The sequence below is a fragment of the Pseudacidovorax sp. NFM-22 genome (assembly GCF_021401245.1).
Classification (GTDB): domain Bacteria; phylum Pseudomonadota; class Gammaproteobacteria; order Burkholderiales; family Burkholderiaceae_C; genus Xenophilus.
In genome coordinates this window covers 16,392-37,566 of sequence record NZ_JACBFY010000011.1, presented here as the reverse complement: position 1 = coordinate 37,566, position 21,175 = coordinate 16,392, and the positions used below count along the sequence as shown (strand labels likewise).

The window sequence follows — 21,175 nt, the reverse complement described above, 5'->3', positions numbered from 1 at the left end:
GCGCCCTTTCACATGAAGTTGCGCGTGTGCAGGGCCGACAGCCGCTCGGCCTCGTCGCGTGCGAAGCCCAGCCGCGCCAGCCGGGCGCGGCGGCCGGCGGCCATGTCGCGCTGCAGCTGCTGCACGGCCGCATGGCCGCGGGCGACGGCAGCAGGCGTGAGCGCGCCGGCCGCGATCAGCACCAGCGCGTCGAACACCTCCTCGTTCAGGCCCGAGGTGGCGGCCAGCTGGTCGTAGCGGGTCTCGATGGCGTTGGCCAGCCGCACCTGGAAGTCGGGCTCTTCCTCCAGCCGGTATTCCAGGTGGGCCATGCCGAAAGCCACATGCCGTGCCTCGTCGCGGGCGGCGAGGCGGCAGACCTGCGCGGTGACGGGGTCGGGCGCATGCGCCTGCAGGAAGTTCAGCAGGTTGACGAAGCTGCCCTCGCCCAGCACGGCCAGCAGGAAGGTGGCGATGGAGAAATCCGGCGCCTGGAACAGCGTCTGCAGCGAGGCCTGCCCGCCCGCGGTGGAGAGCCCCGGCGAGCGGCCGCGCAGCTGCGCGCGGCGGGTGAAGACCTCCACATGCCGCGCCTCGTCGGCGCACTGCAGGGCCAGCAGCTGCAGCACCTCGCGGAAGTGCGGATGGATCTGGCCCAGATGGCGCGCCGGCACCAGCAGGGCGGCGTTCTCGTTCTCGATCAGGTAGGTCATGACCTGCACCACGGCGTCCTCGATGGCGTCGGGCAGGTCGAAGGGCGCGTCCCAGTCGATGGCGGTGGCCGGGTCCCACTGGGCCGCGGCGGCCTGGCGGTAGAGCTCGCCGGCCGTGGCGGCCCACAGCTCGCGCCGGCGGCGCAGCGCGAAGGCGAAGGGCGGGCTGCCGGTCTCGACGGTGGCGCCGCGCGCGGCCAGGCCCCAGCCGGGCAGGGCTTCGTCGGCGGGCAGGCCGGGCGTGTCGCCCGCGGCGGCCTGCGCGCCCCGCCAGCGGCCATCCGCCTGGGCGCCACGGGTGACCAGCGCCTCGTGCGCGTCGCAGGTCTGCAGGCCGTGGCCCTGCTGGCGGCACCAGGCCGCCAGGTGCAGCGCCCAGTCGGGCGCGCGGCCGCGCACGCGCAGCACGCCGCCCGCGGGCACCTCGGCCAGCGCGCGGCGGATGAGCAGCAGGGCGCCTTCGGCCAGCCCCAGCGACTCAATATCGATAGTCGGCAGCGGTGATGCGTCCATCGGCGGCATAGAAGCCTTCGTCGTCCACGGCGCGCTCCAGCAGCGCATAGCCGCTGGTGCGGCCGGTGCGCCATTCGCGCAGGCCTTCCAGCTCCAGCAGCGGCCGCACCTCGGGGTCGTCCCAGCGCATGGCCATCAGCAGCGCGACGAAGCGGTCGATCAGCGCTGCCGGTGCGCCCGGGCTGGTGGTGAAGTTGCAGTGGTCGTAGGCGCCGGTGCGCGCGATGACGCGGGTGCTGCCGGCCGGCAGCGTGCCGTCCAGGCCGAAGGCCAGGTGGTTGCCGTCGATCAGGCAGCAGGCGTCGATCTGACCCGCCAGCAGGGCCTGTGCCGCATCGCGTTCGCCGCCGATGTGGTCGCCATGCTTGCCGCCCAGCACGTCGAAGAAGCGGGCCTGGTAGTCGCGGCCCTGCACCAGGCCCTGCTGGCGCAGATGGTCCAGCGGGATCAGCGTGGCCTGCGGCGAATCGAGCGCGCCGAAGCCGATGCGCTGGCCGCGCAGCCCGGCCGGCTGCTGCACGGCGCTGTCGGCGCGCACCACCAGCACCGACGTGAGGTCGCAGTCGGTGTCGCGCATGGCCACGGCCTGCACCTGCTGGCCGCGGGCGCGGGCCAGGCGGTCGGCGCGCACCCAGGCCAGGGGCGAGTTCCAGGCCAGGTGGATGCCGCCGTCGAACTGCGCCTCCACCTGCCGCTCGTAGTTGGAATACAGCACGAAGTCGAAGGGCAGGCCGTTGCGCACGAAGAAGGCCTTGAAGCCTTCCCAGATGGTGACGACCTTGGGGGCGTAGGCGACGGCGCCCATGACGAGGGTCTGGCTCATGGCGGGGCTCCTCAGAACAGGGGCAGGCCGGTGACGGCCTTGCCGATGAAGTCGTACAGCACGTCCGACGTGGGTGCCATGACGCTGGCCGCGCGGGCGTCGCGGAACAGGCGCTCGATGCCGGCCTCCTTGCGGAAGGCGGCGCCACCGCACACGCGCATGGCGATGTCCGTCACCTCCAGCGCCGTCTCGGCCGCGGCGGCCTTCACCTCCAGCACGCGCAGCATGGTGTCGAGCCGGCCGGCGCCGATGGCGGCGATGGTGTCGTTCACCAGCGCCTGCGCCATGTCGGCCTTGATGCGGCCGCGCGCCAGGTAGGCCCGGATGGTGGGCAGGTCGGCCAGCGAGGTCGACAGGTGCTGGTGCTGCGTCGCGCCCACATGGCCGATGGCCCGCGTGAGCGCGCCGTCGGACAGGCCCACCGAGCAGCAGGCGCTCAGCGTGGCGAACCAGGGCAGCACGGTGCCCATCATGATGTCGAAGCCCTGGCCGTCGGCCCCCAGGCGCTGGCCGGCCGCGATGCGCACGCCCTGGGCCGTGATCGGCGTGGAGGCGTTGCCGCGCAGGCCCAGGCCGTCGAAGCGGCCGGGTTGCGAGAGCCCGTCGGCCTTCGCGTCCACCCACCAGAGCGTGCTGGCGCCATCGGCCGCCACCGGCTTGCTGGACCAGACGTAGCTGTCGGCCTCGAAGGCGGAGGTGACCCAGCTCTTGCGGGCGTCGAGCAGCACGGCCTCGCCCTCGGCGCGGGCGGTGCTCGCGGGCGCCCAGAAATGGCTGCGCGACTCGGCCTCGGAGAAGGCCAGCGTGGACAGATGCCTGCCTTCGGCGACGGCCCGGCGCAGCGTCTCGGGGCCGAAGGCCTCGATCACCGCCGTGGCGCTGTAGTGCATGCACACGATCATGGCGATGGAGGGGCAGGTGCGCGCCAGCGCCGTGACCACCTGCGCCGCCTCGGCCAGGCCGCGGCCCTGCCCGCCCACGGCCGTGGCCGAGACCAGGCCCAGCAGGCCGGCGCCGGCCAGCGCATCGATGGCCTCGCGGGGAAAGCGGCCCTCGGCATCGGTGCGCGGCGCAAGCGCCTGCAGCACGTCGGTGTCGATGCGGGCCAGGGTGTCGGTGAGGCTCATGAAGCGGTCCTTTCGGTCACTGAAGCTGCTCGCGCAGCGAAGAAAGCTGGGTGGACGAGACGAGGTCCTGCGGCGCCTCCAGGCAGCGCAGGTCCAGCAGCAGGCGGTCGTCGGCAATGCGGCCGATGACGGGCAGGGGCAGCTGGCGCAATGCCTGGGCCAGCTGGTCGAGGGCGCGGCCGGTGCCTTTCCTGGCGACGCCGGCCGGGGCGAGCGCCAGGCCGGCCGAGGGCAGGCGCTCCACCGGCAGCGAGCCGCTGCCGATCTGGCCCTGCAGCGCCACGGTTTCCACCGTGAAGCGCGGCGCCACGGCCTCGGCCAGCGGGCCGTGCACGGCGCAGGCGGTGGCCTGGATGGCTTCCAGCGGACGCGTGAGCAGCCGCAGCGTGGGCAGGTCCTGCGCCAGGCGCTCGGGGCGCAAGTAGAGCATCAGCGTGGCCTCCAGCGCGGCCAGCGGCAGCTTGCTCATGCGCAGGGCGCGCTTCATCGGGAACTTGCGGATGCGGCCCACGGCCTCCTTGCTGCCGACGATCAGCCCGGCCTGCGGCCCGCCCAGCAGCTTGTCGCCGGAGAAGGTGACCACGTCGCAGCCGGCAGCCAGCTTCTCCTGCGGCAGCGGCTCGCGCGGCAGGCCGTAGGCGGCCAGGTCCACCAGGGAGCCGCTGCCCAGGTCGGTGGCCACGGGCAGGCCGCGCGCATGGGCGATGCCGGCCAGCACCGATTCGTCGACCGAGGCCGTGAAGCCCTGCACGGCGTAGTTGCTGGTGTGCACCTTCAAAAGCAGCGCGGTGCGTTCGGTGATGGCCTGCTCGTAGTCGCGCGGATGCGTGCGGTTGGTGGTGCCCACCTCCACCATGTGCGCGCCGGCGGAGGCCATGACGTCGGGCATGCGGAAGGCGCCGCCGATCTCCACCAGCTCGCCGCGCGAGACGATCACCTCGCGGTCGCGGGCCAGCGCGCCCAGCGTCAGCAGCACCGCGGCGGCGTTGTTGTTGACCACTGTGGCGGCCTCGGCGCCGGTCAGGGTGGTCAGCAGTTCCTCCACCACCGTGTCGCGGTCGCCGCGGCCGCCGGTGGCCAGGTCGTATTCCAGGTTGTTGGGGCCGGTCATCAGCCGCAACAGATGGGCCAGGGCCTCGTCGGCCAGCAGCGCGCGGCCGAGGTTGGTGTGGATCACCGTGCCGGTGAGGTTGAGCACCCGCCGCATGCGCGGCGCCAGCCGGGCCTGCACGCGCTTCAGCAGTGCTGCCTGCAGCGCCGCAGGCTGCACATCGGCGATGGGCAACTGGCCGGCGACGGCACGCGGGCGCAGCGCATCGAGCAGGGCGCGCGCCTCGCCGGCCACCAGCGTGTGGCCGTGGGCGGCGATCAGGGATTGCGTGTCCGGGGCACGCAGCAGCCGGTCGACGGCGGGCAGATCCTGGGGACTTGCCTTGGAGCCGTGGACCACGGACTCGTCGGGCATGGCCATCAGCCGCCTCCGCCGTCGTCGGGTGGGTGATTCGCCGCGGCCTCGGGCTCGGGGTCGCCGAAGAGCAGCATCAGGTTGTGGCCGGTGCGCTGATGGCCGGCCTCGGAGACCAGCAGGTCCAGCGGCAGGCTGGCCAGGTCGTCGGCCACGGCCTCGACCTCGGGGTCGCGGTCCATGGCCACGAGCTTGAGGTAGTGGCCGCATTCGTCGCAGCATTCGGCCCTCACGGCGCCGGGCTTGAGGCCCACCGGCCGCTCGGGCGCGGCCTCGCCCTCGGGCTCCAGCGACTGGTAGTGGATGCCCTTGGTGCTCTCGCAATTGGCGCACTTGATGCGCACGTAGTGCCACTGGGTGCTGCACAGCGCGCAATGCAGGTAGCGCACGCCGGCATCGTCGGCGCCGATGCGGATCACGCAGGCGGTGGGCGCGCTGCCGCAGCAGGGGCAGCGGGTGAGCGGCTCGGTCACGCCGAAGGCGCGCAAGGTGCCGTGCTCCTCGGCCGTGGCGATGGCCATGTGCGTGAAGTAGACCTGCAGGCCGGCCGCCACCAGTGGCGCGGTGCCCAGGTCCAGGCCGAACATGATGCCCTGCGTGATCAGGCCGGCCTGGCGTTCCAGCCAGGCGCTGTCGGCATCGAGCACGCGCTGCACGGTCTCGCGCGCGGGGCCTTCGGGCAGTCGGTTTCGCAGCGGCATCAGCACCTGCCGGAGCACGGCGCGCCAGGCCGGGTCGCGCGGCCACAGGTCGGCGGGCAGCGGCGGCCTGAGTGCCTGCGAGGCGGCCTCGATGGCGGCCAGGTCGGGCAGCTTCACATCGGGATGGTGCTGCAGCGCCTCGTGCTGGGCCTGCGCGATGTCGGCCACGAAGAGCAGGTAGTCGCGCATCGGATGGCCGGCGGCCAGCTGGCGAAGGCGCAGGCCGCGGTCGGCGAACACCGTGGCGCGTTGCGGCAGCCGCAGGAAGGGCACCCGCTGGCCGGCCTGCATCGCGATCTGCTCGGGCTCGAGCACCCGCGTGCTGGCGAAGAAGGCGGCGGGGTTGCTGGGTTCGGTCATCGGGGGCGAATGCTAGAGCATGGCCGTGTCAGGGCGCATGCCAGGGGTATCCCGGGGCGGGCGTTGCAAAAGAACGAACCCCACGGCCCGGATGCGGCGCCGTGGGGCGGAGGGTGCGCGCCGGACCGGCGCGCGAGGGCTGCGACCGTGCTCAGTCGCGTCCCGTCATCTCGCGGTGCCACACCGGATGGTTGAGCCGTGCCCAGCCTTCGGTGACGGTGCCGCGCGTCATGGCGCGCATGGTGCCCTTGACCCAGATGGCGGCGTACACATGCATGATCACCGACAGCACCAGGAACACGGCCGAGGCCGCATGCAGCACCACGGCGATACGGCGCAGCGTGATGGGGAAGTAGTGCACGAACCACGGGCTCCAGAACAGGAAGCCCGTCGCCAGCAGCACCAGCAGCGACACCGCCATCACCCAGAACACCAGCTTCTGGCCGGCGTTGTACTTGCCCACCGGCGGCATGTGCTCCTTGTGGCCGGCCAACATCTGGCCCGAGCGCTTCATCCATTCGACGTCGTTGCGGCCGATCAGGTTCTCGCGCCAGAGGCCGAAGAACATGAAGGCGAAGCCCAGCACCATCAAGAGGCCCATGAAGGGATGCAGGATGCGCGTCCACTGCCCGCCGCCGAAGAGGTTGGTCAGCGGAAACAGCGCCGGGTGGAAGAAGGCCAGGCCCGAGAGGGCGGCGCAGAAGAACATGACGACGATGAACCAGTGGTTCATCCGCGTGCCGTCCTTGTAGCGGCGCAGGTAGACACGGCTCATGGCTGGGCTCCTTCACGGCGGTCTGCGGCGGGCTTCTCGATGACGGCGACCTCGTGGTCATCGGCGACGCCATCGGCGTCCCTGTCTTCCTTGGCCTCGACGGGCCCCACCTTCATGTAGTGGAAGAAGCCGCCGATCACCGCGCCGGCCATGGCCAGCAGGCCCAGTGGCTTGGCGATGCCCTTCCAGAGCGAGACCAGCGGGCTGATCGTCGGGTCCTTGGGCAGGCCATGGTAGAGCTCGGGCCGGTCGGCATGCTGCAGCACGTACATGACGTGCGTGCCGCCCACGCCCTGCGGGTCGTAGACGCCGGCATTGGCATAGCCGCGCTCCTTGAGGTCGACGAGGCGCTCGGCGGCGTACTCGTGCATGTCCTCCTTGGTGCCGAACTGGATGGCGCCGGTGGGGCAGACCTTGGCGCAGGCCGGTTCCAGGCCCACGCCCACGCGGTCGGAGCACAGCGAGCACTTGTAGGCCCGGTTGTCCGCCTTGTTGATGCGCGGCACATTGAAGGGGCAGCCCGTGACGCAGTTGCCGCAGCCCACGCAATGCTCGCTGATGAAGTCGACGATGCCGTTGGTGTACTTGACGATGGCGCCGGGCGCCGGGCAGGCCTTGAGGCAGCCCGGGTCCTCGCAGTGCATGCAGCCGTCCTTGCGGATCAGCCACTCGAGCTTGCCTTCTTCGGGCTCGACTTCCGAGAAGCGCATCACCGTCCAGGAGGCCGGCGAGAGGTCCATCGGGTTGTCGTAGGTGCCGTGGGTGGTGCCGACCTCGTCGCGCAGGTCGTTCCACTGCATGCAGGCCACCTGGCAGGCCTTGCAGCCGATGCAGGCCGACACGTCGATCAGCTTGGCCACCGGCTGCACCTGCGGCTGGTGGCGCACCACGGGCGGTTGCACCGTGGTGGCCGAGCGCTTGGCGATGTCCAGGGATTGGAGTGAAGACATGGGTGCGCTCCTTCCCTAGGCTTTTTCGATGTTGACGGTGAAGGACTTGTATTCGGGCGTCTGCGTGTTCGCATCCCCCACGAACGGCGTCAGCGTGTTCACCAGGTAACCCGGCTTGGCCACGCCCACGAATCCCCAGTGGTTCGGCAGGCCGACGGTGTGCACCGTCCTGCCGTCCACCTGCAGCACCGAGATGCGCTTGGAGACCAGCGCGACGGCCTTGATGTAGCCGCGCTTGCTCGACACCTTGACCCAGTCGCCATTGGCGATGCCCTTTTCCTTCGCCAGCACATCGCTGATCTCCACGAACTGCTGCGGCTGGATGATGGCCGAGGTCATCACGTTCTTCGTCCAGTAGTGGAAGTGCTCCGTCAAGCGGTAGCTCGTCGCCACGTACGGGAAGTCCTTGGGCACGCCCAGGCGCTCCAGGTCACCCTTGAAGATGCGCGCTGCCGGGTTGGCCCGCGCCACCTTGTTGTTGGGGTGCAGCGGGTTGTTCTCCAGCGGCGACTCGAAGGGCTCGTAGTGCTCGGGCAGCGGGCCTTCGGCCATGCCCGTGGGCGCGAACAGGCGCGCCACGCCCTCGGCGGTCATGATGAAGGGACGCACCGCGTCGGGGTCGGCCGGGTTGGCGTCGGGGCGGATGTCCGGCACGTCGGCCCCGGTCCACTTGGCGCCGTCCCAGAACACCAGCGGCCGCCTGGCGATCCATGGCTTGCCGGTCTTGGGGTCGGTGGAGGCGCCGTTGTAGAGGATGCGCCGGTTGGCCGGCCAGGCCCAGGCCCAGTCCTGCACCATGCCGATGCCGTAGGGGTCGGCATTGCCGCGGCGCGCCATCTGGTTGCCGGCCTGCGTCCAGGCGCCGGCATAGATCCAGCAGCCGCTGGCCGTGGAGCCGTCATCGCGCAGCAGGCCGAAGCCGGCCAGCTGCTCGCCGGCCTTGGCCAGCACCTTGGTCGGGTCCTTCGGATCCGTCAGGTCTGTCAGCGCCTTGCCGTTGTATTCCATCGCCAGCTCCTCGGGAGCAGGCGAGGTCGGAATCTTGTAGTTCCAGGCCAGGTTGACGATGGGGTCGGGGAAGGCGCCGCCTTCCTTGGCGTAGGCCGCGCGCAGCCGCGTGAACAGCTGGCCCACGATCTCGGTGTCGGCCAGGGCCTCGCCCGGGGGCTCGGCGCCCTTCCAGTGCCACTGCAGCCAGCGGCTGGAGTTGGTGACCGAGCCGTTCTCCTCTGCGAAGCAGGTGGAGGGCAGGCGGAACACCGTGGTCTGGATCTGCTTGGGATCGACGTCGTTGTGCTCGCCGAAGTTGCGCCAGAACTCGCTGGTCTCGGTCATCAGCGGATCGATGGTGACCAGGAACTTGAGCTTGGACAGGCTGCGCACGATCTTGTGCTTGTCCGGGAACGAGCCGACGGGGTTGAAGCCCTGGCAGATGTAGCCGTTGAGCTTGCCCTGGTCCATCAGCTCGAAGGCCTGGAGCACGTCGTAGAGCTTGTCGATCTTGGGCAGGTAGTGGAAGGCCCAGTCGTTCTCCTTGGTGGCCGCCTTGCCGAACCAGGCCTTCTGCATGCTGACGAAGAACTTGGGGTAGTTCTGCCAGTAGCTCATCTGGTTGGGCCGCAGGGGCTTGAGGGCGCGCGGCTTGTAGTAGTCGTCCAGCGTCTGCTCGGTGTCGCGTGCCAGCGAGAGGTAGCCGGGCAGCGAGTTCGACAGCAGGCCCAGGTCCGTCAGGCCCTGGATGTTGCTGTGGCCGCGCAGCGCATTCATGCCGCCGCCGGGCGCGCCGATGTTGCCCAGCAGCAGCTGGACGATGGCGCCGGTGCGGATGATCTGCGAGCCCTGGCTGTGCTGCGTCCAGCCCAGCGCGTACATGACCGTCATGGTGCGGCCGGGCACGGCGGTGCTGGCGATGTACTCGCAGACCTTCAGGAACTTGTCCTGGGGCGTGCCCGTGATGCGGCTGACCATCTCGGGCGTGTAGCGCGCGTAGTGGCGCTTCATGACCTGCAGCACGCAGTTCGGGTCCTGCATGGTCATGTCGACCTTCGCATTGCCCTGCTCGTCGAGCGCGTAGCCCCAGCTCTTGTTGTCGTAGCTGCGCTTCTCGGCGTTGTAGCCGCTGAACAGTCCGTCCTCGAACTTGTAGTCCGGACCCACGATGAAGGGGGCGTTGGTGTAGTTGCGGACGTACTCGGTCTGGATCTTGTCCTGGCTCAGCAGGTAGTGGATGACGCCGCCCAGGAAGGCGATGTCGGAGCCGGCGCGGATGGGCGCGTAATAGTCCGCCACGGCAGCCGAGCGCGTGAAGCGCGGGTCCACCACGACGAGGCGTGCCTTGTTGTGCTTCTTGGCCTCGATGACCCACTTGAAGCCGCACGGATGCGCTTCTGCGGCATTGCCGCCCATGATCAGGACCAGATCAGCGTTCTGGATGTCCTGCCAATGGTTGGTCATCGCACCGCGGCCGAACGTCGGGGCCAGACTGGCCACCGTCGGTCCGTGTCAAACGCGGGCCTGGTTGTCGAAGGCGAGCATTCCGAGCGAGCGGAATGCCTTGTGCGTCAGGTAGCCGGTTTCGTTGGACGAGGCCGAGGCACACAGCATGCCCGTCGAGATCCACCGGTTGACCACCTGCCCTGCGGCATTGGTGGCCTGGAAGTTGGCGTCGCGGTCGGCCTTGAGCAGCTTGGCGATGCGGTTGAAGGCTTCGTCCCAGCTCACGCGCTTCCACTCGGTGCTGCCGGGCTCGCGCACCTCGGGGTACTTCAACCGGTTGGGGCTGTGCACGAAGTCGAGCAGGCCGGCACCCTTGGGGCACAGCGTGCCGCGGTTGACGGGGTGGTCCGGGTCGCCCTCGATGTGAAGGATGGAGGCCTTCACGTTCTTGGCCTTGTCGCCCAGGCTGTACATCAGCAGGCCGCAGCCCACGGAGCAGTACGTGCAGGTCTGGCGCGTCTCGGTGGTGCGGGCCAGCTTGAACTGGCGGGTCTCGGCCAGTGCGGCGGTGGGCGAGAAGCCCAGGGCCACCAGGCTGGAGCCGACCAGGCCGGCACCGCTGACGCGGAAGAAATGGCGGCGGTTCATGTCCATGACCGAACCTCCTGCAATGACACGGGTTTCGTGGGCTTCATCGTGGGTCGCGCTGTGATGCGTCTGTCGTGGGAATTCGTGGGCCGCCGCCGTGGGGCTCGTCAGTTCTTGGGCGCCGCACCGTCGCCGCTGGACGGTGCCGGTGTGGGGCCATCGACGTTGTGGCCGCCAGCCGCCTGGCCTGCTGCCACCCCGCCGATGGCCGAGCTGCCTTCGGCCGGGCCTTTATGGGCGCCGGAGTCTACGCCCGCACCGGAAGGCGCGGGGTTGATGCCCTGGGGTGTCCCAGTGGCGCCAGAGGTTGATGCGGCGGTCGGGGCATCGGCCTTGGGCTTGGGGTCGCAGCCGGCGAGCAGACCGCCAGCGGCGGCCAGGGTGGCGATGGCGAGGGCGGATCGGACGAGGGCGTTCATGGGCTTCCTTGGACTGGGGCGTCGTATCGGTTGGGCCGCCATGGTTGCAGCGCCCGCCGCATGGCAGCGTCGGAGGACGCCGCGTCCGCCAGCCCATGATGGCCGCCGGGCGCCTTGCCGCGCATGCGGGAAATCCCTTTGCGATTGCCCCGCATTCCCGCGCGACCGGAAGCGCTGGGCTATCGTGCGCCACTCCTATGAAAGACGCTTTCTTCCTTGGCTGGCGCACGCTGCGCCGCGACCTGCGTGCGGGCGAGCTGCGCCTCCTGATCGTGGCCGTGCTGCTGGCCGTGGCCGCGCTCACGGCGGTGGGTTTCTTCGCCGACCGGCTCAAGGGCGGGCTGGCTCGCGATGCCCGCCAGCTGCTGGGCGGCGACGCGGTGCTGGTCACCGACAACCCGCCGCCGCAGGCGCAGGTGGACGCAGCCCATGGCCAGGGCCTGCAGTCGGCCATGACCTATGACTTCCCCACCATGGCCCGGGCGACGGACGAGCGTGGCGGCGCGAGCCGCCTGGTGGCGCTCAAGGCGGTGGCGGCCGGCTATCCGCTGCGCGGCAGCCTGCGCATCGCCGAAGCACCCGGCGCGCCGGATGCGGCCACGCGCGACGTGCCCGCCCCCGGCGACGTGTGGGTCGATGCCAGCCTGCTCGAAGCGCTGGACCTGAAGGTGGGCGACACCCTGCTGCTGGGCGATGCCGCTCTGACGATCCGCCGCGTGCTGGTAATCGAGCCCGACCGCGGCGCCGGCTTCCTCAACTTCGCGCCGCGGGTCATGATGAACCAGGCCGACGTGGCCCGCACCGCGCTCGTGCAGCCGGCCAGCCGCGTGCGCTACCGGCTCGCGGTGGCCGGCGAGGCGCCGGCGGTCAAGCGCTTCTCGGACCAGGTGCAGCAGCGCCTGGATGCCGGCGAACTGCGCGGCGCGCGGCTGGAGTCGCTGGACAGCGGCCGCCCCGAGATGCGCCAGACGCTGGACCGGGCCGAGAAATTCCTGAACCTGGTGGCGCTGCTCGCCGCGCTGCTGTCGGCGGTGGCCGTGGCGCTGGCGGCGCGCGGCTTCGCGGCCCGGCACCTGGACGGCGCCGCGATGCTGCGCGTGCTGGGTCAGCGCCAGCGCACCATCGCGGGCGCCTATGCGGTCGAGTTCGGCGTCATCGGGCTGGGCGCCAGCCTGGCGGGCGTGGCCATCGGCTATGCGGTGCACCATGTGTTCGTGCGCCTGCTGGCCGGGCTGGTCGACGGCGACCTGCCTGCTGCCACGGCATGGCCAGCGCTCTTCGGCGTGGGCATGGGCCTGACGCTGCTCTTCGCCTTCGGCCTGCCGCCGGTGCTGCAGCTGGCGCAGGTGCCGCCGCTGCGCGTCATCCGCCGCGAGCTGGGCGCGCTGCGGCCTGCCTCGGCCGCGGTGCTGGGCCTGGGCGTGGCCGGCTTCGCGGCCCTGCTGCTGGCCGCCAGCAGCGACCTCAAGCTCGGCCTGATCGCCGTCGGCGGCTTCGCCGGGGCAGTGGCCGTGTTCGCCGTGCTGGCCTGGCTGGCCGTGCTGGTGCTGCGGCGCGTGGTGCGCGAGGGCAGTGCGCCGCGCTGGCTGGTGCTGGCCACGCGGCAGGTGTCGGCGCGGCCGGTGTATGCGGTGCTGCAGGTCAGCAGCCTGGCCGTGGGCCTGCTGGCGCTGATGCTGCTGGTGCTGCTGCGCACCGACCTGGTCGACAGCTGGCGCAAGGCCACGCCGCCCGATGCGCCGAACCGCTTCGTCATCAACGTCATGCCCGACCAGGCGCAGGCCTTCCAGGACGCGCTGCGCCAGGGCGGCGTGGCGCAGTACGACTGGTACCCCATGTTCCGCGGCCGGCTGGTGGCCATCAACGACAAGCCGGTCACGCCCGACGACTACAGCGAGGACCGCGCCAAGCGCCTGGTCGACCGCGAGTTCAACCTCAGCAACGCGGCCGACCGGCCCGGCCACAACAGCATCGTGCAGGGTGCGTGGACCTCGGGCGAGGCCGATGCCGTGAGCGTGGAGGAAGGCCTGATGGAGACGCTGGGCCTCAAGCTCGGCGACCGGCTGCGCTTCGACATCGGTGGCGTGACGAGCGAGGGCCGCATCACCTCCACCCGCAAGGTGGACTGGGGCTCGCTCCATGCGAACTTCTTCGTGATGTACCCGCTGGCGGCGATGCCGGCCGAGGTGCCGGTGACGTATCTGGCCGCCTTCCGCGCACCAGAAAAGCTGCCCCCACGCTCCCCCGCTGCGCGAGGTCCGCTGCCCCCCGAGGGGGCGCCTTCCGTCCTGGGGCGGCCCGGCGACGGAAGCGCGAGCTTCGACAACGCCCTGGTCCGCCAGTTTCCCAACGTGACCAACGTCGACATGAGCAGCACCATCGCCCAGGTGCAGCGCGTGCTGGACCAGGTGATCCGCGCGGTGGAGTTCCTGTTCGGCTTCACGCTCGCGGCCGGCCTGGTGGTGCTGTTCGCGGCCGTCAGTGCGACGCGCGAGGAGCGGGCGCGCGAGTTCGCCGTCATGCGCGCGCTGGGCGCCCGCGCCGCGCTGCTGCGGCAGGTGCAGCGCGCGGAACTGGCCGGCACCGGGCTGCTCGCCGGTCTGCTGGCGAGCATCGTGGCTTCGGCCATCGCCTGGGCGCTGGCGCGCTGGGTGTTCGACTTCCGCTGGACGGCGTCGCCGCTGGTGCCGCTGTTCGGCGCCATCGTCGGCGCGCTGCTGGCCCTGGGCGCCGGCTGGTGGAGCCTGCGCGAAGTGCTGCGCCGGCCCGTGGCGGCCACGCTGCGGCAGGCGGCCGAGTGAGTGCAACGGGGCTGGCACGCCGGGTGCTAAAGTCCTCGCGCCGTTGGCCGGGCTGCACTCGCGATGGCCTCTCCGCTCGCCCATCGTGACCGCTTCCTCTCCCTCGCCCGACTCGCCTTCCGAAGACTCCAAGCAGGTGCGTGCCGCGCGGCGCGCCCTCGACATCATCGAGCTGGTGGCCGAGGCCCGGCTGCTCAAGCATTCGGACATCGCCGCGCGGCTGGGCATTCCCAAGAGCACGACCACGCTCATCCTCGATACGCTGGTGCGCTCGGGCTACCTGCGCCGTGACGCCTTCAGCCGCGCCTATTCGCTGGGCTCGCGCATCCTGGGCATCGCCGGGCGCTACCTGTCCGAAGCCGACATCGTGCAGATCAGCCAGCCGGTGCTCAGCCGCCTGGTGCTGGACATCGACGAGAGCAGCTTCCTGGTGCAGGCCGAAGGCGACGAGGTGCTGGTGATGTGGCGCGAGGTCTGCCGGCGGCGCCTGACCTACATGTTCTCGCTGGGCGAGCGTGCCTCGATCACTGACACGGCCGGTGGCCTGGCCATGCTGGCGATGCGCGGCATGGCGCAATGGGCGCCCACACTGGCGCGCTGCGGCGTGGCAGCCGGCGCGGAAGCCGATGCGCTGATCGCCCATCTGCGCGAGGTGGCCGATGGCGCCGTGGCCTTCCGCGCGCCCGGCCGTGTTCCGGAAGTCGCCTCGCTGGCGCTGCCCGTCGTCAATTCCATGGGCGTGCCGCTGGCGGCGGTGTCGGTGGCGGTGCCGGCGCATCGCCTGGATGCGCCGCTGCGCGGACGGGTGGAGGCGGCACTGCGCATCGCGCAGGCCGACATCGCGGGCCAGGCCCGCGCCCTCGGGCCTCAGCAGCCCAGCCTGTAGAGGCCGGCGAGCAGCAGGCCCGCCACGACGGCGCTGCGCAGCACGAAGCCGAGGTTCCAGCCCAGGGCGATCTCGCGCGGCGGCACGCCGGTCATGGCGCCCGCCAGCAGCAGCGTGGCGCTCACGGGCGAGACCATGATGGCCAGCGACCAGCCCAGCGTCAGCGCCAGCGCATGCGTGAGCGGCGCCGCCAGTGCGGAGGCGGTCCCCGCGAAGACCTGCGCCCAGATCAGCACGGCGATGGTGGGCGCCACCGACAGGGCGGCCACCAGCGGAATGGAGACCAGGCACAGCAGCGGCAGCAGCCAGCCGGGCAGACCGGCGCCATCGCCCAGCCCCAAAGCGCGGGCGACGGCCAGCACGGCCTGCCCGATGAACAGGGCCGAGGAGAAGACGAAGATCTCGCTGCGCGTCTCGGTCAGCACCTCGAAGAAGTGCGACAGCGCCAAGCGGACGCCCTCGCGTTCCGCCGTGGTCGATGGCGGTGTGGACTGGCCCAGGGCCCAGGCCAGACTCAGCGCGGGAATGGTCAGCGTGGCGCAGGCCATGAAGCTCCAGCCGGTCGCGTGGTGCAGCAGCAGCGTGGCCAGGAAGAGCAGCACGCTCATGCCCAGGATGAGCGCCAGCGCGCGGCCGTCGGACGGGACGGAAGTCGCCGGATCGGCGGACTCCGCGGGCGGCCGGCTGCGATGGTCGGCGATGAGCTCGACGCCCAGGATCAGCGCCGCCGCCAGCATGCCGGTGGCGACGAAGGGCAGCACGCGCAGCGTCGGCAGGGCCGAACTCACGATGGCGAAGCTGATCGCCATGGGCGACCAGGCGGTGGTCAGCGCCAGGCCGCGAATGACGGCCGCCAGCATGCCGCGGGCCACGGGGCTGCTGCGCACATGCAGGCCCGCGCGCTCCAGCAGTTCGCCCATCATCGGCACCACGCCGAAGCTGAACATGAGGCTCAGCCAGTGGCTGCCGAACAGCACCGCGCCGTGGCGCAGGCCCGGGCGCGCGGCCAGCAGCGAGGCCGCTGCCCGCCCCATCAGCGGCGAGCGGCGCATCGGCAGGCGCAAGGTGGCCAGCGCCGCCAGCAGTGCGGCGAACTGCGTGCTCTGCGCCACCGCCCCTTCGAGGATCGGGCCGGGCGCGGGCGCCACCAGCCAGACCAGCGCCGCCGCGGGCACGGCCAGCGCGCCGAAGAAGCGCGCCTGCGGACTGACCCGCGGCCAGGCGGCGGCGGCGAACACCGTCAGGCCCAGTGCGGCGGCCGTCAGCCACCCAGCACCACCGCCGAGCATGAGCCGCAGCACGGTGCAAAGCGCCGCGGTGGCCAGGCCGGCCTGTGCCAGCCGGTCGCGGACGGCCGGGCGGGGAGTTGCGGGGCGCGTCGTCGGTACAGGCCCCGTGCCCGTGGCCGGGCGGGCGCTCATCGGCACACCGCCGATGGCGTATTCAGTGCACCACGCGCCCTGCGTGCGGCCGGCCCGGTGCTCACGCCGCTTCGAGGATGTTCACCGCCCGCGCGGGCCAGTGCGCCCACACCTGGGTGCCGACCGCGAGCGGGGCCTGGCCTGCGCTTTCCTGGCGCACCAGCAATTGCTGGCCGTCGGGCAGCTGGACGGTGTAGTCGGACGCATGGCCGTGGTAGATGGCCTGCGTGAGGCGGCCTGCGACGCGCGCGGAGTCGTCCTGCGCCTCAGGCGCCAGCCGGATGCGCTCGGGCCGCACGGCGATCTCCACCTCGGTGCCGGCGGGCAGCGCGCTGGCCGGGGCTTCGAAGCGCTGGCCGAAGGCGCTCAGCACGCTGCCCAGCGGGCCGGCCTGCTCCAGCCGCGCGCGCACGAAGTTGTCCAGGCCCATGAACTCGGCGACGAAGCGGTTGCGCGGCCGCTCGTACAGCGCGGCGGGCGGGCCCACCTGCTCGATGCGGCCGCGGTTCATCACCGCCACGCTGTCGCTGAGCATCAGCGCCTCTTCCTGGTCGTGGGTGACGAAGAGGGCGGTGATGCCCAACTCGCGGGTGATGGTGTAGAGCTCGGTCTGCATCGCCTCGCGCAGCTTGCGGTCGAGGGCGCCGAAGGGCTCGTCGAGGATCAGGATGCTGGGCTCCACCACCAGCGCTCGGGCGATGGCCACGCGCTGCTGCTGGCCGCCCGAGAGCTGTTGCGGAAAGCGGTCGCCGAAGCTGTCCAGCCGCACCTGGGCCAGCGCCCGGCGCACGCGGCGCTGCTGCTCCGAACTGGCGATCTTGCGCATGCGCAGGCCGAAGGCCACGTTCTCGGCCACCGACATGTGCGGGAACAGCGCATGGCTCTGGAACACCATGCCGATGTTGCGCTTCTGTACCTCCAGCCGGGTGACGTCGCGCTCGTCGATCAGGATGCGGCCCGCGTCGGGCGAGGAGAGCCCGGCCACGATGCGCAGCGTCGAGCTCTTGCCGCAGCCGCTGGGCCCCAGCAGCGTGAGGAAGTGCCCGCTGGGGATGTCCAGCGAGATGTCGTCGAGCACCAGCTGGCTGCCGTGGCTCTTGCGCAGGCGTTCGGCGCGGACATGGGCCATGCTCAGCTCCCCAGGATCTTCTTGAGGCCGAACACGCGTTCGACCACCAGCGCGATGGCCAGCGTGGCCAGGATCAGCATCGCGGAGATGGCCGCGATGGACGGGTCGAAGTTGTATTGCATGTAGGACATGATGGCGATGGGCAGCGTGGTGTGCTGGGCGCTGCCGAGGAAGAGCGAGACGGACACGTCGTCGAAGGAGAGGATGAAGCTCAGGATGGCGCCCGCGGCGATGGCGCCGCGCAGCTGCGGCAGCAGGATGTGGCGCAGCACCTGCCAGCGCGAGGCGCCGAACACCATGCCGGCTTCTTCCAGCGTCGGGTCCATCCGCGTCAGGGCGGCCAGCACGGTGCGCAGCGTGTAGGGCAGCACGATCAGCGCATGGCCCAGCAACAGGCGCAGCGGCGCGTTGCCGATGCCCAGGCCCGCCATCGCCACCAGCACCGCGATGCCGATCACGATGCCCGGCACGATCAGCGGCGACAGGAACAGCGACTCGACCAGCGTGCGCCCCGGCCAGCGTCCGCGCGCGATGGCGAAGGCCGCGGCCACCCCGACCGGCAGCACCACCAGCGTGGCCGCCGCGGCCAGCCAGAGGCTGGTCACCAGCCCGCCCATGAAGTTGTCCGACGCCAGGGCCTCGCCGTACCAGTGCAGCGAGAGGTCGGTGGGCGGAAAGCTGGGCACCGGCCCGCCGTTGAACGACACCACCACGACCATGACCAGCGGCGCGAGCAGGAAGACGTAGAGCAGCACCGTCAGCACGCGCATGCCCAGGGAGAGAAGGCGGTTCATCGGGCCAGGCTCCATTGGCGCGTGTACCAGCGGCTCCAGCCCACCACGGCCAGCAGCAGGGCCAGCGTGGCGGCCAGCAGCACGGCCACTATGGTGGCGCCGAAGTGCCAGTTCATCGTGACCGAGAACTGCTGGTAGATGAAGGTGGTCATCAGCCCCGAGCGGCTGCCGCCCATGAGCGCCGGCGTGACGTACGAGGACATCGACAGGCTGAAGACAATGATGGTGCCGCTGGCCAGTCCCGGCACCGCGAGCGGCAGGATCACGTGGCGGAACACATGCCAGCGCGAGGCACCGAGCGTGGCCGCGGCCTCGGTGAGCAGGGGGTCGATGCGGTCCAGCGCGCCCAGCAGCGAGAGCACCATGAAGGGCAGGAACACATGCACCAGCCCGATGAGCACGGCCGGCTGGGTGTACATGATGCGCAGGGGCTCGTCCGTCAGGCCCAGCGCCATGAGCACGCTGTTGAGCGCGCCCTTGTCGCCGAGCAGCACCACCCAGCCGTAGGTGCGCGCGACGATGCTCACCAGCAGCGGCGCGAGGATCATCACCAGCAGCATGCCGCGCACCGAAGGCCTTGCCCGCCATACCGACAGGCCCAGCACCATGCCGAACACCGCGGTGAGCAGGGTGGTTAGCGCCGACAGCCACAGCGTGCGTCCGACGATGCCCAGGTAGAAGTCGCTGCGCATCAGGCGCGCGTAGTTGGCCAGCGTGAGTTCGGCGACCGGCGCGATGACGCCGGGCTCGGGCGGGTTCAGGCTCATCCACAGCACCTGGCCCAGCGGCAGGAACAGGCCGAGCACCAGCAAGGCCAGGCCCGGCAGCACCAGCAGCCCTACCGGCGGCCTGCGCCGCGCCGGGGCGACGACGGTGAGGGAGTCGGGCGCCAGGATGGCGGCATGCGCGGTCATGGGCCGGCGTCCTGCGGCGCGGCGTGGCTCTGCAGCGCCTGCGCGATACGGGCCACGGGCTCGACCAGCGCGAAGTAGGTGCGCATCTGCTCGAGAGACGCCTCGTGCAGCGCCACCACCGAGTTCTTCACGCCCACGGCGTCTTCGGCGACCACGACGTGGAAGTCCAGCATGGATGCATCGCGCACCGTCGACTCGACGCAGCAGTTGGTGGTCACGCCCGCCACGATCAGCGTGCGGATGCCGCGCGCGCGCAGCATCACTTCCAGCGGCGTGTCCACGAAGGCGCTGAAGCGGTGCTTGGTGATCTGCAGCTCGCCGTCGCGCGGCGCGGCAGCGGCCAGCGGCTGACCGCCCCAGCTGCCGGGCAGGCAGACCTCCACCTCGCCGGGCGCGAACTGATGGGCGTCGTCCACCTCGGTGGCCGACAGGCTCCAGACGGCGCCTTCGCGCGTGCGCGTGCTCGGGAAGCGGTAGGGCGAGCCGACGTTGCGCACATGCTGGCCGTATTCGGCATGCACATGCACCACGGTGCAGCCTGCCGTGCGGGCCGCGTCCAGCAGCGCCGGCACCTGGGCCACGGCGGCCTGCACCAGCGGCATGGCTTCCCGCCGGCCGGTGGCGCCCTCGGGGCTGACGAAGTCGTTCTGCACGTCGATCAGCAGCAGCGCGGTGTGCGACGGTGCGACGCGTTGCTCCAGCGTGCGCAGCCACCGCGAATGCTTGACCTCGGGCTGCCAGCTGCGCGGCGCTTCCGGCGTGGCGGGCCATTGGCGCGCGATGGCGGCGTGGGTCTCGGCGCCGACGGCCGCCTGCGCCTGCATCCCGCGGGCGCGCGCATCGCGCAGCAGGCTGGCGAGAGCCAGGTCCAGCTGCAGCCCGGCCACCACCAGCTGCTCGATGGCGTTGGCACGCAGCAGCAGGTTGAGCGTGCTGGCACCGAAGGCGCCGGTGTCCGGCGCGCGGACCACGAATTCGTGCGGGCCCGGACGCGGCGTGAGGGCTGCCGGCCAGGGAAAGTCGGCTTCGACCGGTGCGATGAAGACGGTGAACACGCGGGCCGCACGCGCGGCCTGCAGCAGCGTGGTCAGATCCTCCAGCGCGGCGGGCAACGCGTCACGCAGGGCGGCGCTGGCAGGAATCACCAGCGCGGTCGCGAACGGCGTGGCGTCCTGCGCCGCTTCATCCAGGGGCTGCTCGGCGATCAACCTGCGATCTCCTGGTTCCAGCGGTCGGTGATCTCGGACATCTGCGGGATGACCTTGCCCCAGTCGAAGAGCTTGAGCTGTTCGAGGGCCGGCACGCGCTCGGCCGCCTTGCCGCTCAGGCGCGCCAGGCGGTTGGTGGGGCCGGCGATCACGGCATTGCAGAAGGCCTCCTGCGCCTCCTTGCTCAGCGCGTGGTCGATGAACTGCATGCACAGCTCGGCATTGGGCGTGTTGCGGGCGACGTGGTAGGAGACCATGCCCACCATCGAGCCGTCCTTGGGGAAGACGAACTTCACGGGCTTGCCGCTGTCGATGAGCGCGTAGGCGGGGATGTTGGTGGTCATCGCCACGACGGAGACCTCGCCGGTGTCCAGCATCTGCATCGCATCGGTGGAGCCGCTGAAGAAGCGGCGGATGTTGGGCCGCAGCTCGCGCAGGGCCTTGAAGCCGGGGTCGAGGTTGCCTTCGTCGCCGCCGCGCGTGCGTGCGGCCGCGACCAGCATCTCCCAACTGCCCCAGACGCCGATGTTGGGCACGGTGACGCGACCTTTGAGGGCCGGGTCCCACAGGTCGCTCCAGGCCTGCGGCGGCTTCTTCACCAGGTCGGTGCGGTAGGCGATGCCGTAGGCCACATAGTCCAGGCCGACCGCCTCCTTGCGGAACTGGTCGAACCACATCGGGTGCACGTTGCGGATGTTGGGGATCTTCTCGGGCGACAGCGGCATGCCGATGCCGGCACGCACCGCCTTGATGCTGTCCGGGTAGGGCAGCAGCAGCATGTCGATCTCGGGCCTGGCCCGGTTGACCATGCCGTTGGTCAGCCACTCGCTGGCCGTGCCCAGCTTGAGGGCGACCTTCACGCCCAGCTTCTTCTCGAAGCTGTCGACGATGGCGGCGCGGTAGTTCTTTTCCCAGACGCCGCCGAAGACGGTGGAGGTGAGGCCGCCTGCGGCGCGGGCCGGCAGGGCGAGTCCCACCGTCAGCGAGGAGGCGGCGCCGAGGAAATGGCGTCGGGAGAAAGCGTCGCTCATGGTCATGCTCATCACTCCTTGTTCAATATATTGAACTGATTTCAATATAGAGAACAAAAATGAGCAAGACACATGCCAGTGT

Annotated in this window: 17 protein-coding genes; 2 read left to right on the top strand and 15 right to left on the bottom strand. The window is 70.9% G+C overall.

Going from position 1 to position 21,175, the window contains the following annotated elements; all coding sequences use genetic code 11:
* Positions 1–8: 8 nt before the first annotated feature.
* The 9 genes from L0984_RS27700 to L0984_RS27660 form a co-directional block, all read right to left on the bottom strand.
* Positions 9–1,205: a ferritin-like domain-containing protein gene (locus L0984_RS27700; RefSeq protein ID WP_234197628.1), complete on the bottom strand. Its 1,197-nt coding sequence runs from the start codon at positions 1,203–1,205 to the stop codon at positions 9–11.
* Positions 1,171–2,028, bottom strand: coding sequence for a phosphate/phosphite/phosphonate ABC transporter substrate-binding protein (locus tag L0984_RS27695; RefSeq protein ID WP_234197626.1), 858 nt, complete (start codon positions 2,026–2,028; stop codon positions 1,171–1,173). Before L0984_RS27695 ends, L0984_RS27700 begins: the two co-directional genes overlap by 35 nt.
* Before the next feature lie 11 nt (positions 2,029–2,039).
* Positions 2,040–3,155 carry an acyl-CoA dehydrogenase family protein gene (locus L0984_RS27690; protein WP_234197625.1) on the bottom strand — a complete coding sequence of 372 codons (1,116 nt, stop codon included), beginning with the start codon at positions 3,153–3,155 and terminating at the stop codon, positions 2,040–2,042.
* Positions 3,156–3,171: 16 nt separating this feature from the next.
* Positions 3,172–4,626: an L-seryl-tRNA(Sec) selenium transferase gene (gene selA, locus L0984_RS27685; protein ID WP_234197624.1), complete on the bottom strand. Its 1,455-nt coding sequence runs from the start codon at positions 4,624–4,626 to the stop codon at positions 3,172–3,174.
* Positions 4,626–5,681 (bottom strand): formate dehydrogenase accessory protein FdhE, encoded by a 1,056-nt coding sequence (gene fdhE / locus L0984_RS27680; RefSeq protein ID WP_234197623.1) that lies wholly within the window; start codon positions 5,679–5,681, stop codon positions 4,626–4,628. Before fdhE ends, selA begins: the two co-directional genes overlap by 1 nt.
* Positions 5,682–5,832: 151 nt before the next feature.
* Positions 5,833–6,456: a formate dehydrogenase subunit gamma gene (locus L0984_RS27675; protein WP_234197622.1), complete on the bottom strand. Its 624-nt coding sequence runs from the start codon at positions 6,454–6,456 to the stop codon at positions 5,833–5,835.
* Positions 6,453–7,406 (bottom strand): formate dehydrogenase subunit beta, encoded by a 954-nt coding sequence (gene fdxH / locus L0984_RS27670; protein ID WP_234197621.1) that lies wholly within the window; start codon positions 7,404–7,406, stop codon positions 6,453–6,455. The genes L0984_RS27675 and fdxH overlap by 4 nt, the downstream gene beginning before the upstream one ends.
* A gap of 15 nt (positions 7,407–7,421) precedes the next feature.
* A complete protein-coding gene (gene fdnG / locus L0984_RS27665; RefSeq protein WP_234197620.1) occupies positions 7,422–10,496 on the bottom strand; it encodes a formate dehydrogenase-N subunit alpha in 3,075 nt (1,024 codons plus the stop codon).
* A 101-nt stretch (positions 10,497–10,597) separates the two neighbouring features.
* A complete protein-coding gene (locus tag L0984_RS27660) occupies positions 10,598–10,909 on the bottom strand; it encodes a hypothetical protein (protein WP_234197618.1) in 312 nt (103 codons plus the stop codon).
* A gap of 197 nt (positions 10,910–11,106) precedes the next feature.
* Here L0984_RS27660 and L0984_RS27655 point away from each other — a divergent pair, with 197 nt between their 5' ends.
* On the top strand, positions 11,107–13,710 hold the full coding sequence (locus L0984_RS27655; protein ID WP_234197617.1) for an ABC transporter permease: 2,604 nt from the start codon (positions 11,107–11,109) through the stop codon (positions 13,708–13,710).
* 85 nt (positions 13,711–13,795) lie between these two features.
* Positions 13,796–14,596 carry an IclR family transcriptional regulator gene (locus L0984_RS27650; protein ID WP_234197616.1) on the top strand — a complete coding sequence of 267 codons (801 nt, stop codon included), beginning with the start codon at positions 13,796–13,798 and terminating at the stop codon, positions 14,594–14,596.
* Here L0984_RS27650 and L0984_RS27645 read toward each other — a convergent pair.
* The 6 genes from L0984_RS27645 to L0984_RS27620 form a co-directional block, all read right to left on the bottom strand.
* Positions 14,578–16,017: a hypothetical protein gene (locus tag L0984_RS27645; protein ID WP_234197615.1), complete on the bottom strand. Its 1,440-nt coding sequence runs from the start codon at positions 16,015–16,017 to the stop codon at positions 14,578–14,580. The two genes, L0984_RS27650 and L0984_RS27645, sit on opposite strands and share 19 nt — an antisense overlap.
* A 61-nt stretch (positions 16,018–16,078) precedes the next feature.
* Entirely contained in the window at positions 16,079–17,146 is a 1,068-nt protein-coding gene (locus L0984_RS27640) for an ABC transporter ATP-binding protein (RefSeq protein ID WP_234197614.1), read from the bottom strand.
* A gap of 2 nt (positions 17,147–17,148) precedes the next feature.
* Entirely contained in the window at positions 17,149–17,940 is a 792-nt protein-coding gene (locus L0984_RS27635) for an ABC transporter permease (protein ID WP_234197613.1), read from the bottom strand.
* Positions 17,937–18,854: an ABC transporter permease gene (locus L0984_RS27630; RefSeq protein ID WP_234197612.1), complete on the bottom strand. Its 918-nt coding sequence runs from the start codon at positions 18,852–18,854 to the stop codon at positions 17,937–17,939. The genes L0984_RS27635 and L0984_RS27630 overlap by 4 nt, the downstream gene beginning before the upstream one ends.
* The gene (locus L0984_RS27625; RefSeq protein WP_234197611.1) at positions 18,851–20,062 is read right to left on the bottom strand and encodes an isochorismatase family protein; all 1,212 of its coding nucleotides are present in this window, start codon (positions 20,060–20,062) and stop codon (positions 18,851–18,853) included. Before L0984_RS27625 ends, L0984_RS27630 begins: the two co-directional genes overlap by 4 nt.
* Complete coding sequence (locus L0984_RS27620) at positions 20,059–21,093, bottom strand: ABC transporter substrate-binding protein (protein WP_234197610.1); 1,035 nt, start codon at positions 21,091–21,093, stop codon at positions 20,059–20,061. Before L0984_RS27620 ends, L0984_RS27625 begins: the two co-directional genes overlap by 4 nt.
* Between the last annotated feature and the right edge of the window lie 82 nt (positions 21,094–21,175).

Excerpts from the sequence above, each read along its gene's own strand:
- L0984_RS27690 (WP_234197625.1), bottom strand. The coding sequence starts at position 3,155 with ATGAGCCTCACCGACACCCTGGCCCGCATCGACACCGACGTGCTGCAG.
- L0984_RS27630 (WP_234197612.1), bottom strand. The coding sequence starts at position 18,854 with ATGACCGCGCATGCCGCCATCCTGGCGCCCGACTCCCTCACCGTCGTC.
- fdhE (WP_234197623.1), bottom strand. The coding sequence starts at position 5,681 with ATGACCGAACCCAGCAACCCCGCCGCCTTCTTCGCCAGCACGCGGGTG.
- L0984_RS27620 (WP_234197610.1), bottom strand. The coding sequence starts at position 21,093 with ATGAGCGACGCTTTCTCCCGACGCCATTTCCTCGGCGCCGCCTCCTCG.
- L0984_RS27635 (WP_234197613.1), bottom strand. The coding sequence starts at position 17,940 with ATGAACCGCCTTCTCTCCCTGGGCATGCGCGTGCTGACGGTGCTGCTC.
- L0984_RS27655 (WP_234197617.1), top strand. The coding sequence starts at position 11,107 with ATGAAAGACGCTTTCTTCCTTGGCTGGCGCACGCTGCGCCGCGACCTG.
- selA (WP_234197624.1), bottom strand. The coding sequence starts at position 4,626 with ATGGCCATGCCCGACGAGTCCGTGGTCCACGGCTCCAAGGCAAGTCCC.
- L0984_RS27645 (WP_234197615.1), bottom strand. The coding sequence starts at position 16,017 with ATGAGCGCCCGCCCGGCCACGGGCACGGGGCCTGTACCGACGACGCGC.
- L0984_RS27660 (WP_234197618.1), bottom strand. The coding sequence starts at position 10,909 with ATGAACGCCCTCGTCCGATCCGCCCTCGCCATCGCCACCCTGGCCGCC.
- L0984_RS27695 (WP_234197626.1), bottom strand. The coding sequence starts at position 2,028 with ATGAGCCAGACCCTCGTCATGGGCGCCGTCGCCTACGCCCCCAAGGTC.
- L0984_RS27675 (WP_234197622.1), bottom strand. The coding sequence starts at position 6,456 with ATGAGCCGTGTCTACCTGCGCCGCTACAAGGACGGCACGCGGATGAAC.
- L0984_RS27700 (WP_234197628.1), bottom strand. The coding sequence starts at position 1,205 with ATGGACGCATCACCGCTGCCGACTATCGATATTGAGTCGCTGGGGCTG.
- fdxH (WP_234197621.1), bottom strand. The coding sequence starts at position 7,406 with ATGTCTTCACTCCAATCCCTGGACATCGCCAAGCGCTCGGCCACCACG.
- L0984_RS27640 (WP_234197614.1), bottom strand. The coding sequence starts at position 17,146 with ATGGCCCATGTCCGCGCCGAACGCCTGCGCAAGAGCCACGGCAGCCAG.